Origin of the sequence: Propionibacterium cyclohexanicum (assembly GCF_900111365.1) — a bacterium.
Classification (GTDB): Bacteria; Actinomycetota; Actinomycetes; order Propionibacteriales; family Propionibacteriaceae; genus Propionibacterium; species Propionibacterium cyclohexanicum.
Genome location: NZ_FOGZ01000001.1, coordinates 245,936 through 261,630 on the forward strand (window position 1 = coordinate 245,936; position 15,695 = coordinate 261,630).

Genomic DNA, 15,695 nt, shown 5'->3' on the forward strand with positions numbered 1-15,695 from the left:
CTGCGTGCCCGATTGGGCTTGTCGGAGCCCTACTCGACAGAAGTGGCAGGAACCACTGATGCTTGCGCTCTGGTCGACCCGCGCTCGACGAGCGTCGTCGTGAGCACGGTGCCGACGCACGGGCCCCCGTCGATCATGTCGACGAGCTGGACGACCATACGGCGCCCGATCTCCTCGAAGGGCTGGCGGATCGTCGTGAGTGGCGGGTCCGTGATCGTTGCGAAGGGTGAGTCGTCGAAACCGATGAGCTGGATGTCGTCAGGAACGAGCCACCCGCGCTCGCGGATGACCTTGAGGGCCCCGGCGGCCATGGCATCCGAGCTGGCAAAGATGCCGTCGACCGCAGGCCTCCCGTTCGGGCGGCTGTACCGGGGATCGTCGAGAAGGCGCTGCGCGGCGTCCTCTCCGCTCGCCGATGAGTAGTCGCCGTGGACGATGAGGCCTCGGTCGTAGTCCTGCCCGACGACATCGAGGAATCCGGCGATCCGGTCGCCCGTGCCGGACGGCCCTTTGGGCCCGGCGATCATCGCGATGCGCTGGGCGCCGGCGCTTACGAGGCACTGGGCGGCCATTCGAGCGCTTTCGAAGTCGTCCACGTGCACATAGCCGACGCCGGCACTCCTGCGCGGCGGCTGCTCGGCGACGACTGTGGGCACCTGTGCTGCGACGAGCGAGCGGATCAGGCGTGCGGCACCCGCGTGCCAGGAGACCAGCAGGACGCCGTCCGCGTGACCCGCCTGCAGGTAAGCGAGGTTGCGAGCTTCTTCCTGGGGATTGTCGGTGGTCATGAGGATGAACGACAGCCTTCGACGGCCGAGCTCGTCGGCCACGGAGCGCAACAGTGTCGCGAAGTTCGGGTCTTCGAACAGGAGCCGCTGCGGCTCCCCGAGGAGAAATGCGACCGAGTTCGCCCGGCCCATGGCGAGGCCACGCGCGTGGACGTTGGCCACGTAGCCGGTCTCGCGCACCGCCGCCTGGACACGGCCGGCGGCCTCCGGGCTGACCCAGTGCCCGCCATTGAGGACGCGGGAGACCGTCGCTCGAGAGACTCCGGCCGCCGTTGCCACATCGCGGATGGTCGGCCGGTGCCTCTCGGGCTGGGTGCTCATGGTTTCAGACTACGGCGACGCTCTCGACTGGCGGGCGCACTCGGTCGGAGCGCATGAGCAGGGCCCCTCCGCTCACGAGAACGGCGATCGCGATGGCCAGGATCAGATATGCGTGCCGGAAGCCCAACGACGTGTACAGGGCACCCATTCCCAGGGAGAAGATCGAGACGCCGATCTGCTTGGCTGTGCCGAAGCCGTACATGTAGACGGTCGCTGAGACTTTCTTGTCGAAGACCGAGGTGATGTACTTCATGACCGAGATCAGCATGAAGGGCATCTCGAGCGATGCGAGCAGGCGCCAGAACACGAGCATGTACACGTTGGGGATGAAGGCACAGCCCAGGACGCGGACGAAGAGGATCGTGCCGTAGATGACCAGGCCGCGTTTGGCGCCGATCTTGTTGATGAACCACGGCATGACGATCATGAACAGCGCCTCGAGTAGAATCTGCACGGAGACCACACGCGAGAACAAGGCCTCGCCCTGGGCGAGGGTCCCCATGCCCTGGTCCACGAAGTGCCCGGAGAAGTAGTTGGCGAACTGTTGGTCGAAGACGTCGTACATGGTCGCCGAGCCGATGATCAGTATCGCGAAGCCCCAGAAGCTGCGGTTTCGCCAGGTGTTCGCCGCGAAGTCCTCCTTCGTCACTTCCACGCTCTCTTGGGCGCTGTGCACCTCAGCGACTCCCTCGGCGCGCTCGACGGCGTCGCGCGGGACGTGGACGAGGCTGATGAGCGCGATCAGCATGCCGCCGCAGAACGTCATTGCCCAGAAGATCGAAGACTGGCCGGAAGTGAACATGAAGCCGCCGACGAAGGAGGCAGTGGCACCGGCCAGGGAGCCGAACAGGCGTGCGTGCCCGTACTCGAATCGGTAGGCGCGCGACGAACGCTCGTTGTAGGCCTCTACGATTCCGACGCCGCCGTTGAGGCACAGGCTCAGATAGACGCCGGCGACGACGGCTCCGAGCACGGCATTGCTGCGCAGGATGGGCAGAAACACCCAGTTGAACAGCGGCCCCGCGAAGAGAATGCATACGGTGACGAAGTAGAAGAGCTGCTTGCGCAACCCGAGTCTGTCCTGCAGCGGGCCGAAGACTGGTTGCAGGACGAGCGCCGCGAGGGCAGCGACGGTGTTGAGCAGACCGATGTTCGTGGCGTTGATGTGGGCCACGTCCTGCAGCCACATGGGCAGGAACGTCGCGGACAGCTGCCAGGTGGCGAAGTAGAAGAAGTACAGCAGCCCGAAGTTCCAGAAAACCGGTCGCTTCAGAGTGTTCATCAGATCTCGGCCCCCTTGCCGGTGATGATCTCAGTGCTCGTAGGTGTCCAGCGTGTGTCGGGCGCGGGTCGCCCGAACTGGGGGGAACCCTGTTCGTCCCAGGTCACGCGCCCGATGCGGGCATGACGGTTGGGGTCGAAGAGCGGGTCGCCCACGATTTCGGTGTAGTTGCGGGCGTGATAGACGATGAGGTCATCGGCCCCGTTCTCGGACGTTGTGAACGAGTTGTGGCCAGGGCCGTACTGGTGGGCGTCCGGGGCGCTCTTGAAGATGGGCTGTGCAGACTTGGTCCACGAGTTCGGATCCTCGAGGTCGGCACGCAGATCTGCCCGCAGCAGGCCGACCGCGTACTCGGGGCCAGTGCCGCTGGCGGAGTAGGTGAGGAAGATTCGGTTGTCGTGGATGAGGACGGCGGGACCCTCGTTGACGGCGAAGCGCACCCTCTCCCAGTCGAGCTCTGGATGGCTCAGCAAGGACGGCCGGTCGGCCAGGGTCCAGGGGTTCGACATCCGGGCGATGTAGATGTTCGAGTGCCCCTCGATCGCCAGGTCCTGTTGGGCCCAGACGAGGTACTGGACTCCATCGCGCGTGAAGGTCGTCGCGTCCAGGCTGAACGTGTCGCCGGTGTCTACAAGGCCCCGTTCGATCCATGTGCCTGTCAGCGGGTCATCGTCCTCGCACTGCAGGCAGTAGATGCGGTGGTTGAACGTGTCGTCGCTGATCTTTGTGTCCGGAGCGGCGGCGAAGTAGACAGTCCACGTGCCTGCGACGCGGTGCAGCTCGGGGGCCCAGATGAGGTGGCTGAGCGGACCCGAGGAGTGAGCGCGCCAGATGGTCTTCTCCGGCGCCGCTTGAAGAGCGTCGAGACGCGCTGCTCGTCTCAGTGTGATCCGGTCATATCTGGGATATGACCCTGTGAAGTAGTACTGCACGCCGTCCGCCCGATCGTCCCTGAGGACGAACGGATCGGCGCGTTGCAGCACGAGTGGATTGATGTAGTCGGTCACGATGACCTGAGCCCCCTTGCTCCGCGTGTGAACCCTTGTACCGGAACGAATCGTCGGCAACGATGCCTCCGAGTCAACCTGAATGCGGTTACAGGAAACGTTAGGCGTAATGCGGGGATCTGCGCAACCGTATTTCAACTGAAACTGTGACCGGTCTCAGTTCGGACACAGCAGCGTCCGCCCAGCGGAGCGCTACGGACAGGGCACGCAGGTTTGCCGGTGACCCTCTGCACGGCCAGGTGACTGAGTCGTGTCGATCAAGTGGGTCGAGTGGACGGAGGAAGTCTCCTCGCCTGCGCTCAACCCACTCGCGTCTCCTCGCAGTACTCCGCTATGCGCCCCAGTGCCTCGCGCAACATCTTCTCCTCGGGTAGCGCGACGAGCCGGAAGTGGTCGGGATCCGGCCAGTTGAATCCGCGTCCATGACTGATGAGGATCTTCTTGCGTTTGAGCAGACCCAGCGCCCAGTCCTCGTCGTCAGTGATCGGGAAGCGCTGCGGGTCGAGGCGGGGGAACAGATAGAGCGCGCCGCTGGCCGGTACGCAGCTGACCCCCTCGATCTCGTTGAGCATGCTCGCGGCCAGCTCGATCTGTTCGTGGAAGCGGCCGCCGGGTGCCACCAGATCGTCGATCGACTGATAGCCGCCCAGACAGGTCTGGATGGCGTGCTGGGCCGGCACATTCGCGCACATCCGCATATTGGCGAGCAGCTGGATGCCCTCGCGCAGATCGTCTGCCTTGCCGAGCGGCCCGGTGACCACCATCCAGCCCGCTCGGAAGCCGCAGGCCCGATAGGCCTTGGACAGGCCCGAGAAGGTCAGGCACAGCACGTCCTCGCCGGCCTCCTCAGCAGCATAGGTGTGCTGACCGCGGTAGATGATCTTCTCGTAGATCTCGTCGGCCAGCACGATGAGCCCATGAGCGCGAGCAAGCTCGACGACCTGCCGCACCACCTGCGCCTCGTAGACCGCCCCAGTGGGGTTGTTCGGGTTGATGAGCACGATGGCGCGGGTGCGCTCGGTGATCCGCGATTCGATGTCGTGCGGGTCGGGATTCCAGCCATTGCTCTCGTCGCACAGATAGTGCACGGCTCGGCCGCCGCACAGCGTCGTCTGCGCCGTCCACAGGGGATAATCGGGCGCCGGGATGAGCACCTCGTCGTCGGTGTCGAGCATGGCCTGCAGGACGATCGAGATGAGCTCGCTGACCCCGTTGCCCAGCAGCACCTGGTCCACGTCGACGTCCAGGCCCTTTGTCTGGTAATAGTTCGCCACCGCCGTTCGGGCCGAATAGACCCCGCGCGAGTCCGAGTAGCCCTCTGACTCGCGCAGGTGAGCGATCATGCTGCGCACCACTGATTCCGGCGTCTCGAAACCGAAGGGCGCGAGATTGCCGATGTTCAGTTTGAGGATCTGCTGGCCTGCCGACTCCATCCGCTGGGCCTCGACCATGTTCTTGCCGCGCACGTCGTAGTGCACGCCCTGCAAGCGCGACGCCTGGCTGTAGTGATTCATCGTCCGCCTCTCGTTGCCGCTGCGGGCCAGACTAGCCGTTGGCCCGCATGCCGTCCCGGCTGCGGCGTGGGCTGGCATGCCGTCCCGGCTGCGGTGATGGCTGGCATGTCGTCCTGGCTGCGGTGATGGCTGGCATGCCGTCCTGGCTGCGGTGATGGCTGGCATGCCGTCCCGACTGCGGCATGCCGATTGCGGCGGAGAAATGGGTCCTGGCCACGGAGTGTTATAGTTTACGTAGACTAATTCACGCGGACCATAACGTGGAACGGAGAAAGGCGGACGATTGAGAGACCCTGCCGATCGCCTCACGCCGCTGGGCGTCATCCTGCTGGCGCTTCTCGACGAGAACGACATGCACCCCTACGAGATGAAGCGCGTCATGCTGGAACGGCACAAGGACCGGCTCGTGCCCATCACGAACGGCACCGTTTACCACACCGTGGCCCGCTTGGAGGCGGCTGGGCTGGTGACCGAGGTGGGCGTGGACCGCGAGGGCAAGCGCCCTGAGCGGACGACCTATACGCTTACCCGTCAAGGCCACGACGCGGCGATGGACTGGGTCGGCCGCGAGCTGGCGAGGACGGATCGTCTCGTCGAGTTCCGGGTGGCCTTGTCCGAGGCACACAACTTGCCGCGCAGTCAGGTCATCGATTGCCTGGAGACCCGTCGCGCGGCCATCACCGGAGAACGACGACTCCGAAGCGACGGCCTTGCCCGGGCCCGGGCCCAGGGAGTAGCCGAGCAGTTCCTCATCGAGATCGATCGCGAACAGCGTCATCTCGACACGGAATTGTCGTGGCTCGACGACATCATCGAACAACTTGACCAGGACTCGTTCATCTGGGACGCCTGGAAGCGCCCCGACTCACACGACTATCTCGAACAACGAAAGGCTGTCCAGATATGAGCGACACCACCGCCGCCGCGGGCACCACGGCGCACTCGGCCTCCCGCAGCCCGTGGCCCGCGCTGTGGGCCATGATCATCGGCTTCTTCATGATCCTGGTCGACACGACGATCGTCTCGGTCGCCAATCCCGCCATCAAGGCTGCTCTCGATCCCTCCACGAGCAATCTCGACAATGTGGTGTGGGTCACCAGTGCCTATCTGCTGGCCTACGCCGTTCCGCTGCTCATCACAGGTCGCCTCGGCGATCGCTTCGGTCCGAAGAATGTCTACCTCACCGGCCTGGCGATCTTCACGCTTGCCTCCTTCTGCTGCGGACTGTCGGGCAGCCTTGGCATGCTCGTCGCCATGCGCGCTGTTCAGGGAGTCGGCGCTGCGCTCATGGCGCCCCAGACGATGGCGATTATTACCCGGACCTTCCCGCCCGACCGGCGAGGTGGCGCCATGGGGCTGTGGGGCGCCACCTCCGGTGTCGCGATGCTGGTCGGACCGCTGGCCGGCGGCCTGCTCATCGACGGTGCCGGCTGGGAGTGGATCTTCTTCGTCAACGTCCCGGTCGGAATCGCCGGCTTCGTGTTGGCGGCGATCTTCGTTCCCCAGCTCGAGCAGCACACCCATCGCTTCGATGTCCTCGGCGTCATACTCAGCGCCATCGCCCTGTTCCTCATCGTCTTCGGACTCCAGGAGGGCGAAACCTACAAGTGGGGCACCATCTGGGGGCCCATCTCGGTATGGGGTCTCATCATCGCCGGCGTCGTGGTTCTGGCTCTGTTCGTCTGGCAGCAGGCCCGGACGACCAGCGAGGCGCTCGTGCCGCTCGGGCTGTTTCGCGACCGCAACTTCGCCTTCTCGAATATCGGCGTCACGACCGTCGGATTCGCCGTGACGAGCATGTCGTTGCCCTATATGTTCTTCCTCCAGCTCGCTCGGGGACTCGATCCCACCCAGGCGGCTCTGCTCCAGGTGCCGATGGCCGTTGCCGCGGGAGTTCTCTCTCCGCTCGCCGGCAAGCTGCTCGACCGGGTGGACCCGCGTGTGCTGCTCATTCCGGGACTGTTCCTCAGCTCGGCGGCAATCTTCTGGTACGCCGCTCTCATGAACAGCGATGTGCCGGTATGGGCCTTCCTGGCACCCTCGCTGCTCACCGGAATAGGAAACGCCGGAATGTGGGGACCGCTGGCCACGACCGCCACCCGAAGCCTCGCACCCCGTCAGGCCGGCGCCGGGGCCGGGATCTACAACACGACGCGCACCATCGGATCGGTGCTCGGATCGGCCGCCATTGCCACCTTCATGCAGTCACGTCTGGAAGCGAACCTGCCTGGCTCGGGGACTTCGAGCAGCGGTTTCGGGTCGGGGAGACTGCCGGCCGCGATCGCGCCCGGCTTCTCCACCGCGATGGCCCAGGCCATGCTCCTCCCGGCAGCGGTGCTCATGGCTGGCATCATCGCGGTGCTCTTCCTGCGCCGCCACGATCCGGACTCCGCCGCCGGATGGGACGAGTCGGTCCCGGCTGCCGGCGAGAAGGTAACGACGCTCACCCGGACAGCCGATCCGGTCGGCTAGGGGAACGCCGTTCCTCTCGACCGAGAGGACGCCGGTTGTCTCGGCCGAGAGGCGCAGGAGGGTCGGCGGGGCGATGGCGCGCAGGGTCAGGTTTCGCATAATTATGCGAAGAGGGGCATACTTATGCCTATGTCGTTCACTGCCGCAGTAGCCGGATGCACCGGCTACGCCGGGGGAGAGGCGCTGCGCCTGCTCCTCGACCATCCCGAGATCGAGATCGGCGCCCTCACTGCCGGCTCCAGCGCCGGATCGCGACTCGGGGATTCGCATCCCAACCTGTGGCCGCTCGCCGACCGGACGGTCGCCGAGACCACGCCACAGAACCTTGCCGGCCACGACGTCATCTTTCTCGCCCTGCCACACGGGGCATCGGGTGAGCTTGCCGAGCAGCTGCCCCCCGATGCCCTGGTCATCGACTGCGGTGCCGATCACCGGCTCACCGACGCCTCGCGCTGGGAGCGCTTCTACCACAGTCCGTACGCCGGAGCGTGGCCCTACGGCCTGCCCGAGCTGCCCGGCCAGCGCGAGAAACTGACCGGTGCCCACCGGATCGCCGCGCCGGGCTGCTGGGTGGCCACAGTCACCTTGGCCCTGGCGCCCGCGCTGGTCCATGGCCTGGTGGACGGGCATGACGTCACGGCCGTGGGCGGCTCGGGGACCAGCGGTGCCGGCCGTGCTGCCACGCAGCATCTCCTCGGTAGCGAGACGGCCGGTGGGATGAGCGCCTATGGTGTGGGAGGAGTTCACCGGCACATTCCCGAGATGCTCCAGAACTTCGAGGCACTGGGTGCGCGGCAGCCGAGCATCAGTTTCACCCCGATGCTCGCGCCGATGCCGCGCGGAATCCTGGCAGTCGTCACCGCCCCAGTCGATGCCTCGGTGAGCGCCGGGCAGATTCGTGAGGCCTATCTCGACAGCTACCGGGGCGAACCCTTCGTCCACGTGCTGCCCGAGGGCGTATGGCCTGCCAGCAAATCGGTGCTCGGGTCCAATGCGGTGAGCGTCAACGCCACGCTCGACCCGCAGGCGGGCCGGCTCGTCGCCGTGTGCACCCTGGACAATCTCACGAAAGGCACGGCCGGCAGCGCCATCCAATCCATGAATCTTGCATTGGGGCTGCCGGAGACCACCGGCCTGCCGCTGATCGGAGTTGCACCGTGAGTGTCACCACTGCCAAGGGATTCCGCGCCGCGGGAGTGTCCGCCGGGCTCAAGGCCAGCGGCAATCCCGACCTGGCACTCGTCGTCAATGACGGCCCCCAGTTCGTCGCATCCGGCGTGTTCACCTCGAACCGGGTGTGTGCCGCGCCGGTCGTGTGGTCGCGCCGAGCGCTCGAAGACCACACACTCGCAGCCGTGGTGCTCAACTCGGGTGGCGCGAATGCGTGCACAGGTGAGCCCGGGCTGGCCGATACCGCCACCACCGCCGCGCGCGTCGCACAACGCCTGGGCGTCACTCCCGCCGAGGTGGCGGTGGGCTCCACCGGCCTCATCGGCGTCCGCCTGCCGATGGACAAGCTGTTGGGCGGTGTCGATCGCGCGGTCACCGAGCTCAGTGAGGACGGCGGAGCTCATGCCGCGAGGGCCATCATGACCACCGACACGCGCCCCAAGACCGCCAGCTTCACCGGCGGTGGATGGTCGATCGGTGGGATGGCCAAAGGCGCGGGGATGCTTGCGCCAGCGCTGGCAACCATGCTCGTCGTCATCACCACCGACGCCGTGTTGAGCGCCGAACAGGCAGACACTGCCCTGCGTGCGGCCACCGCGGTGAGCTTTGACCGGCTCGACTCGGACGGCTGTATGTCCACCAACGACACCGTCCTGCTGCTGAGCTCGGGGGCCTCGGGTGTGCAGGTGGACACCAAGGAGTTCACCGCCGGCCTGGCCGAGGTCTGCCTCAACCTTGGCCACCAGCTGCTCGGCGACGCGGAGGGCAGCGCCCACGACATCACGATCGCCGTCCAGGGTGCCGCGAGCGAGGCGGACGCCCTGGAGGTGGGACGGGCCATTGCCCGCAGCAATCTGTTCAAGTGCGCGGTCTTCGGAAAGGACCCCAATTGGGGCCGCGTGCTGTCGGCGGTGGGAACCACCGGGGCCGCGTTCGAACCCGAGTCGCTCGACGTGAGTTTCAACGGGGTGATGGTCTTCCGCCACGGGGGAATCGGCGAGGACCGCTCGCTGGTTGACCTCTCCGGGCGCGAGTGCACCGTCGTCGTCGATCTGCACGCCGGTACCGAGCAGGCCGTGATGTGGACCAACGATCTCACCTACGGCTATGTCAAAGAGAATGCGGAGTACTCCTCGTGAGCCGGGTGCGAAGCATCGATCACGAGGCAGCGATCACCAAGGCCGCCACTCTCATCGAGGCCCTGCCCTGGTTGGAGCAGTACGCCGGGCAGATCGTCGTCATCAAATACGGCGGCAATGCGATGGTCAACGATGAGCTCAAGCATGCCTTTGCCCAGGACATGGTCTTCCTGCGCCGCTGCGGAGTGAAACCCGTTGTCGTGCATGGTGGAGGCCCGCAGATCACGAGGATGCTCAAGCGTCTCGACATTCGCAGCGAGTTCCGCGGAGGTCTGCGCGTCACCTCCAAGGAGGCAATGGACGTCGTCCGGATGGTGCTCGTCGGCCAGGTCGGACGCGAGCTGGTCAACCTCATCAACGATCACGGCCCCTTCGCTGTCGGCATCTCCGGCGAGGACGCCAGGCTGTTCACGGCACGTCCCAAGACGATGCTCGTCGACGGCAAGCCCCTCACGCTCGGACAGGTGGGTGAGGTGACGGAGGTCCGGCCGGAGTCGGTCCGCGATCTCATCGATGCAGGGCGTATTCCCGTCGTCGCCACCGTTGCGCCCGGCGAGCACGAGGAGGTCTTCAATGTCAACGCCGACACGGCTGCTGCTGCCCTGGCTGTCGCGCTGCACGCCGAACGCCTCGTCATGCTCACCGACGTGGCCGGCCTGTATGCCGACTGGCCCACCAGCGAGGAAGTGATCACGCAGATCAGCCCCGCCGAGCTCGAGGAGATGCTTCCCCAGCTCGAATCGGGCATGCGCCCCAAGATGGAGGCCTGCCTGCGCGCGGTGCGCGAGGGGGTCAGCCGCGCCACCGTCATCGATGGGCGCGTGAAGCACTCCCTGTTGCTCGAGATCTTCACCAATGACGGCATCGGCACCATGGTGCGCGGTGACGGGAAGGACCACCAGTGAATCAGGACACCATCCACTCCACCCGGGCAGCTGGACCCGCCGCCGGGGCATCGGAACCCACCGGCGCCCAGCAGGACGCCAGCCAGGAGCAGTGGGGCGAGCGCTATGCGCACACACTCATGAACACCTTCGGGCCGCCGCGCCGGGTGCTCGTGAGGGGACAGGGTGCGGACGTGTGGGATGCCGACGGCAATCACTACACCGATCTGCTCGCCGGACTTGCCGTCCATGCCCTCGGCCACGCCAACCCGGTGGTCACCCAGGCCATCACCGAGCAACTCGGCACACTGGGCCACATCTCGAATCTGTTCGCCTCACCCACCCAGATCGCGCTCGGGGAGAAGCTGCTGGATCTGGCCACCCGGCTGGCCCCTGCGCACACCCCCGCTCGGGTGTTCTTCGCGAACTCCGGCACCGAAGCCAACGAGGCGGCCTTCAAGCTCAGCCGACTCACTGGGCGTGGCAAGATCGTCGCGATGCAGGGTTCCTTCCACGGCCGCACGATGGGCGCCCTGGCGATCACCTCCAATGAGCACTATCGGGCGCCCTTCGAGCCATTGCCCGGCGAGATCGTCTGGGTTCCCTATGGCGATGCCGGCGCCTTGGCCAATGCAGTCGACGAGACCGTCGCGGCGGTAGTCATGGAGCCGATCCAAGGTGAGAACGGGGTCGTGGAGCCGCCTGATTCCTATCTGCCGGCTGCCCGCGAGATCACTGGCCGCTATGGCGCGCTGTTGTGGATCGACGAGGTGCAGACCGGCCTGGGCCGCTGCGGCGAATGGTTCGCTCACCAGCGCCTCGGGATCGTTCCCGATGTCATCACGGTTGCCAAGGGCCTGGGCAACGGATATCCGATCGGCGCCTGCATAGCGCTCAACGAGGCAGCGGAACTGTTCGGCCCGGGGCAGCACGGCACCACCTTCGGCGGAAATCCGGTGGCCTGCGCCGCGGGGCTGGCAGTGCTGGGTTACATGGCCGACCACGATCTGCTCAGCCATGTCCGGCAGCTGGGCGAGCACCTGGCCCGATCGGTCATGGCGCTGGGCGATCCCCGGATCTCCGGTGTGCGCGGTCAGGGCCTTCTGCGCGGCATCGTGCTACGCGATCCCGTGGGGGTGGCGGTGGCCGATCTGGCGCTGGAGGCCGGATGGATCATCAATGCGCCCCGACCTGGAGTGCTGCGCATCGCGCCGCCGCTCATCATCACCGCCGAACAGCTCGACGCCTTCGTGGCGGTGCTCCCGAGCCTGCTCGACCGGGCCCGGGCGCAGTCCTGAGCTGCGGGCGCAGGGCGGCAAGGAGCCTGTCATGACATCGCGGAGCGCCCCCGATCGCCCCAGCTCCTCACGGATGGTGCGTCAGTCCCGCATCCTTGAGCTCATCCAGGGCCGCGAGATCGGCTCGCAAGCCGAGTTGGCGGACCTGCTCGCCCTGGAGGGAATCAGCGTCAGCCAGGGCACGTTGAGCAAGGACCTGCTCGACATCGGCGCGGTCCGGGTCCGGGCCGCCTCGGGCATGCTCGTCTACGCCCCGCCGGGCAGCGAGGGCAGTGCCGACCGCTCTGCAAACGAACAGCGGCTGGCCAGGATCTGCGCCGAGGTCCTCATCGGTGCAGATGCCTCGGCCAATCTGGCGGTGCTGCGAACCCCGCCCGGGGCAGCCCAGTACTTTGCGTCAGCCATCGACCGAGTGGCCATGGATGCCGTCGTCGGTACGATCGCGGGCGACGACACAGTGATGGTCATCACCCGCCCCAGCGATGGTGGGCAGGAGATGGCACGGTACTTCCTCGACATGGCGCGCACGGGACGCGCCCCTGTGCGTGGGGAGACTTTCGATGGTGAGCGGAAAGGTTGACAATGAGCCAGGACCACATGCAGGGCTTCTTGTGGGGCGGACGGTTCGCCGGAGGGCCCGCTGACGCGATGTTCGCGCTCAGTGTCTCCACCCAGTTCGACTGGAGACTGGCGCCCGACGACATCGCCGGCTCACTCGCGCACGCCGCGGCGCTGCATCGAGCCGGACTGCTCACCGAGGACGAGCTCGCCACCATGACCCAGGCATTGCGCCAGATGGGCGACGAGATCGTCGACGGCAGTCTGCAGCCGGCCCCCGGTGACGAGGACGTGCACGGCGCCCTGGAGCGCATCCTCACCGAGCGGGTCGGCACCGAGCTCGGTGGCCGACTGCGGGCCGGCCGCAGCCGCAATGACCAGATCGCCACGCTCATCCGTCGCTGGCTGCGCCGTGAGATCCGCGCGCTCACTGTCGACCTGCTCGGGGTCGTCGTGGCCCTGCAGAACAGGGCCCGTCGTTATCCGAGTGCCATCATGCCCGGACGCACCCATATGCAGAGTGCCCAGCCGGTTCTGCTGGCTCACCAGCTGCTGGCCCATGCCTGGCCACTGACCCGCGATATCGAGCGTTTCCGCGATCTGGACGCCCGACTGGCGATCAGTCCCTATGGCTCGGCAGCGCTGGCGGGCAGCTCGCTGGGCCAAGATCCCGAGCAGGTCGCCCACGATCTGGGCTTCCAGGCCAGTGTCGCCAACTCGATCGACGGCACCTCGGCCCGCGATCTCATCAGCGAGGCTGCCTATGTGCTGGCCCAGATCGGTGTGGACCTGTCGCGGCTGAGCGAGGACGTCATCGTCTGGACAACGCCGGAGTTCGGCTTTGCGAAACTTGACGATGCATGGAGCACCGGCTCGAGCATCATGCCACAGAAGAAGAATCCCGACGTCGCCGAGCTTGCGCGCGGCAAGGCCGGACGCCTCATCGGTAATCTTGCCGGGCTGCTCGCCACCTTCAAGGGGCTGCCCACCGCCTACGACCGGGATCTGCAGGAGGACAAGGAGCCGCTGTTCGACGGGGTCGACCAGCTCCATGTGCTGCTGCCGGCGGTGGCCGGCCTGGTCGCGACGCTCACCTTCGACGAGGAACGGCTCGCCCAGGCCGCTCCGCTTGGCTTCTCCCTGGCGACCGATATGGCTGACTGGCTGGTGCGGCAGGGGGTGCCGTTCGCCAGCGCCCACGACATCACCGGACGTGCCGTGCGCTACTGCGAGGCGCACGGGCTCGGCCTTGACGAGCTGGATGACGACCAGCTCAACCAGATCGACCCGGCGCTGCGTCCGCAGGTGCGCGAGGTGCTCACCGTGGAAGGCTCGGTGGCTTCCCGCAATGCCCGGGGCGGGACAGCACCGGTGCAGGTGGCCGCCCAGCTCAGCGAACTCGATGCCCTGGTGTCCGCCGCCCGCAGCTGGGCACTGGACTGAGCGGGCGCCGGCCCGGGGGGTCTCGATAGCATGGCCGGGTGAATGCACTGCTTGAGGACCTGACCTGGCGTGGCCTGCTGGCCAATTCGACCGATCCGAGGGCGCTCGAAGCGCAGCTCGACGAGGGCCCGGTCACCTTCTATGTGGGCTTCGATCCCACCGGGCCCAGCCTGCACATCGGTCATCTCGTCCAACTGCTCACGGCGCGTCGTCTCCAGGCTGCGGGTCACCGGCCACTCATTCTCGTCGGAGGAGCCACGGGGCTGATCGGCGATCCCAAGGCCAGCGGTGAGCGGGTGATGAACTCGAAGGAGGTCGTTGCCGGGTGGGTGTCGAGGCTGCGCGAGCAGAGCTCGCAGTTCGTGAGCTTCGAGGGGGAGAACGCCGCACGGATGGTCAACAATCTGGACTGGGCCAGTTCGATCTCGGCCATCGACTTCCTGCGTGACATCGGCAAGTACTTCCCGGTCAACCGGATGCTCGATCGCGAGATCGTCAAGAGCCGACTGGAGTCGGGGATCTCCTTCACCGAGTTCAGCTACGTCCTGCTGCAGTCCATGGACTACCTCGAGCTCTTCCGGCGCTATGGCTGCCGGTTGCAGACCGGAGGTTCGGACCAGTGGGGCAATATCACCGCCGGGGTCGAGCTCGTTCGCCGGGCGAGCGGTGAGCACGTCCACGCCCTGGCCACCCCGCTGCTGCTCAAATCCGATGGCACGAAGTTCGGCAAGACCGAGGGGGGCGGTGTCTGGCTCGACCCGGCCATGACCTCGGCCTACGCCCTGCACCAGTTCTTCCTCAACGCCGAGGACTCCAAGGTGATCGAATATCTCAAGGCGATGAGCTTCCGCTCCCGTGAGGAGATCATGGACCTGGAACAGCAGACGCTGAGCAGTCCGCACCGCCGGGCAGCCCAGCATGCGCTGGCCGACGACGTCACCGATCTCGTGCACGGCGAGATCGCTCGTCGGCATGCCGAGGAGGCGGCCCGGGCGGTGTTCGGCTCTGCCGAGCTGGCCCGACTCGACGAGCCGACACTGGCCGCTGTCATGGCCGAGATCAAGGCAGTCGAGATCGACCCCACCGACGGGCACGGGCCTGCTGTTGTCTCGGCCCTGGTGGCCAGCGGGGTCGTGGCAAGCAAGTCCGCTGCGCGCAGGGCCATCGAAGAGGGCGGCGCCTATCTCAACAATGTGAAGGTGACCGACATCGACCAGACGATTGAACCCGAAGACCTGCTGGCCGGCCGGTACGCGGTCCTTCGGCGCGGCAAGCACACCATTGGGGCAGTGCGCGTCAACCGGTGACGCCCTCGCGGGCGAGGGCGACTGTCGCAGGGCCCGACTTGCAAGGTCGTGGCGCACCGTGTACTGTTCTTTCTCGCCCCCTGAGGGGCAGGCAGGTCACAACGGTGGTCGCAAGGGCACCGGGAGGGCTGGTCTGACACTTGGGAAGCGCTGCCTCCGGTCATCCGGAGGTGCTCATTGGGAAGTGCTCATTGGGAAGTACTGCATCGGCTCTCGGGCCGGTGAAGTGATCTCGAAGAGCAGGTGGCAGCACCGACTTGACGCGAGTCAACGAGGTCTCTACTATTGATGAGCTGCCGCAAGGCAGGTTGACAACTGAATTATCGATTATCGGTGGCGAGCAGCTGGTTTCTGGTAATCGATTGGGATATCGGGAATGGTCTTCTGGTTTTGTTGTGGGGGGTTGTTTCTGGTATTGTTTGGTTGGTTGTTTTGGTGGGCTGGCTGGGCTTTTGGGTTTGGTTGGTTTGCTGGTTTGTGTTAGTGTGTGGTTGTTGTTCCGGGCTTGTTGT

14 protein-coding genes are annotated in these 15,695 nt (G+C 66.1%); 10 read left to right on the forward strand and 4 right to left on the reverse strand.

Annotation, left to right across the window (positions count from 1 at the left end):
* Positions 1-29 precede the first annotated feature (29 nt).
* The 4 genes from BMX93_RS01170 to BMX93_RS01185 all read right to left on the reverse strand — a co-directional run bounded on the left by BMX93_RS01170 (position 30) and on the right by BMX93_RS01185 (position 4,912).
* Positions 30-1,109, reverse strand: a complete 1,080-nt coding sequence (locus tag BMX93_RS01170; protein WP_091966802.1) for a LacI family DNA-binding transcriptional regulator — start codon at positions 1,107-1,109, stop codon at positions 30-32.
* 4 nt (positions 1,110-1,113) lie between these two features.
* On the reverse strand, positions 1,114-2,391 hold the full coding sequence (locus BMX93_RS01175) for an oligosaccharide MFS transporter (RefSeq protein WP_091966804.1): 1,278 nt from the start codon (positions 2,389-2,391) through the stop codon (positions 1,114-1,116).
* A complete protein-coding gene (locus BMX93_RS01180; protein WP_091966806.1) occupies positions 2,391-3,398 on the reverse strand; it encodes a glycoside hydrolase family 43 protein in 1,008 nt (335 codons plus the stop codon). The genes BMX93_RS01175 and BMX93_RS01180 overlap by 1 nt, the downstream gene beginning before the upstream one ends.
* A 299-nt stretch (positions 3,399-3,697) precedes the next feature.
* A complete protein-coding gene (locus BMX93_RS01185; RefSeq protein ID WP_091966808.1) occupies positions 3,698-4,912 on the reverse strand; it encodes a pyridoxal phosphate-dependent aminotransferase in 1,215 nt (404 codons plus the stop codon).
* 283 nt (positions 4,913-5,195) lie between these two features.
* Between BMX93_RS01185 and BMX93_RS01190 the strand changes: the two genes are divergently transcribed.
* The 10 genes from BMX93_RS01190 to BMX93_RS13030 all read left to right on the forward strand — a co-directional run.
* Positions 5,196-5,819, forward strand: a complete 624-nt coding sequence (locus BMX93_RS01190; RefSeq protein ID WP_091966811.1) for a PadR family transcriptional regulator — start codon at positions 5,196-5,198, stop codon at positions 5,817-5,819.
* The gene (locus BMX93_RS01195) at positions 5,816-7,384 is read left to right on the forward strand and encodes a DHA2 family efflux MFS transporter permease subunit (protein ID WP_091966812.1); all 1,569 of its coding nucleotides are present in this window, start codon (positions 5,816-5,818) and stop codon (positions 7,382-7,384) included. Before BMX93_RS01190 ends, BMX93_RS01195 begins: the two co-directional genes overlap by 4 nt.
* 129 nt (positions 7,385-7,513) lie before the next feature.
* Positions 7,514-8,545 (forward strand): N-acetyl-gamma-glutamyl-phosphate reductase, encoded by a 1,032-nt coding sequence (gene argC / locus BMX93_RS01200; protein WP_091966814.1) that lies wholly within the window; start codon positions 7,514-7,516, stop codon positions 8,543-8,545.
* Entirely contained in the window at positions 8,542-9,693 is a 1,152-nt protein-coding gene (gene argJ, locus BMX93_RS01205; RefSeq protein ID WP_091966816.1) for a bifunctional glutamate N-acetyltransferase/amino-acid acetyltransferase ArgJ, read from the forward strand. The genes argC and argJ overlap by 4 nt, the downstream gene beginning before the upstream one ends.
* Positions 9,690-10,598: an acetylglutamate kinase gene (argB, locus tag BMX93_RS01210; RefSeq protein ID WP_091966818.1), complete on the forward strand. Its 909-nt coding sequence runs from the start codon at positions 9,690-9,692 to the stop codon at positions 10,596-10,598. The genes argJ and argB overlap by 4 nt, the downstream gene beginning before the upstream one ends.
* The gene (locus BMX93_RS01215; protein WP_281245629.1) at positions 10,595-11,875 is read left to right on the forward strand and encodes an acetylornithine transaminase; all 1,281 of its coding nucleotides are present in this window, start codon (positions 10,595-10,597) and stop codon (positions 11,873-11,875) included. Before argB ends, BMX93_RS01215 begins: the two co-directional genes overlap by 4 nt.
* 31 nt (positions 11,876-11,906) lie before the next feature.
* A complete protein-coding gene (locus BMX93_RS01220) occupies positions 11,907-12,455 on the forward strand; it encodes an arginine repressor (RefSeq protein WP_091966821.1) in 549 nt (182 codons plus the stop codon).
* Positions 12,456-12,457: 2 nt separating this feature from the next.
* Positions 12,458-13,876, forward strand: a complete 1,419-nt coding sequence (gene argH / locus BMX93_RS01225) for an argininosuccinate lyase (protein ID WP_091966823.1) — start codon at positions 12,458-12,460, stop codon at positions 13,874-13,876.
* A 38-nt stretch (positions 13,877-13,914) separates the two neighbouring features.
* A complete protein-coding gene (gene tyrS, locus BMX93_RS01230) occupies positions 13,915-15,183 on the forward strand; it encodes a tyrosine--tRNA ligase (protein WP_091966825.1) in 1,269 nt (422 codons plus the stop codon).
* Positions 15,184-15,440: 257 nt separating this feature from the next.
* Positions 15,441-15,695 (forward strand): hypothetical protein (locus BMX93_RS13030; protein WP_218139164.1); only part of this gene is annotated, 255 nt, incomplete at its 3' end.

Excerpts from the sequence above, each read along its gene's own strand:
- argC (WP_091966814.1), top strand. The coding sequence starts at position 7,514 with ATGTCGTTCACTGCCGCAGTAGCCGGATGCACCGGCTACGCCGGGGGA.
- BMX93_RS01195 (WP_091966812.1), top strand. The coding sequence starts at position 5,816 with ATGAGCGACACCACCGCCGCCGCGGGCACCACGGCGCACTCGGCCTCC.
- BMX93_RS01170 (WP_091966802.1), bottom strand. The coding sequence starts at position 1,109 with ATGAGCACCCAGCCCGAGAGGCACCGGCCGACCATCCGCGATGTGGCA.
- BMX93_RS01220 (WP_091966821.1), top strand. The coding sequence starts at position 11,907 with ATGACATCGCGGAGCGCCCCCGATCGCCCCAGCTCCTCACGGATGGTG.
- argH (WP_091966823.1), top strand. The coding sequence starts at position 12,458 with ATGAGCCAGGACCACATGCAGGGCTTCTTGTGGGGCGGACGGTTCGCC.
- BMX93_RS01185 (WP_091966808.1), bottom strand. The coding sequence starts at position 4,912 with ATGAATCACTACAGCCAGGCGTCGCGCTTGCAGGGCGTGCACTACGAC.
- BMX93_RS01175 (WP_091966804.1), bottom strand. The coding sequence starts at position 2,391 with ATGAACACTCTGAAGCGACCGGTTTTCTGGAACTTCGGGCTGCTGTAC.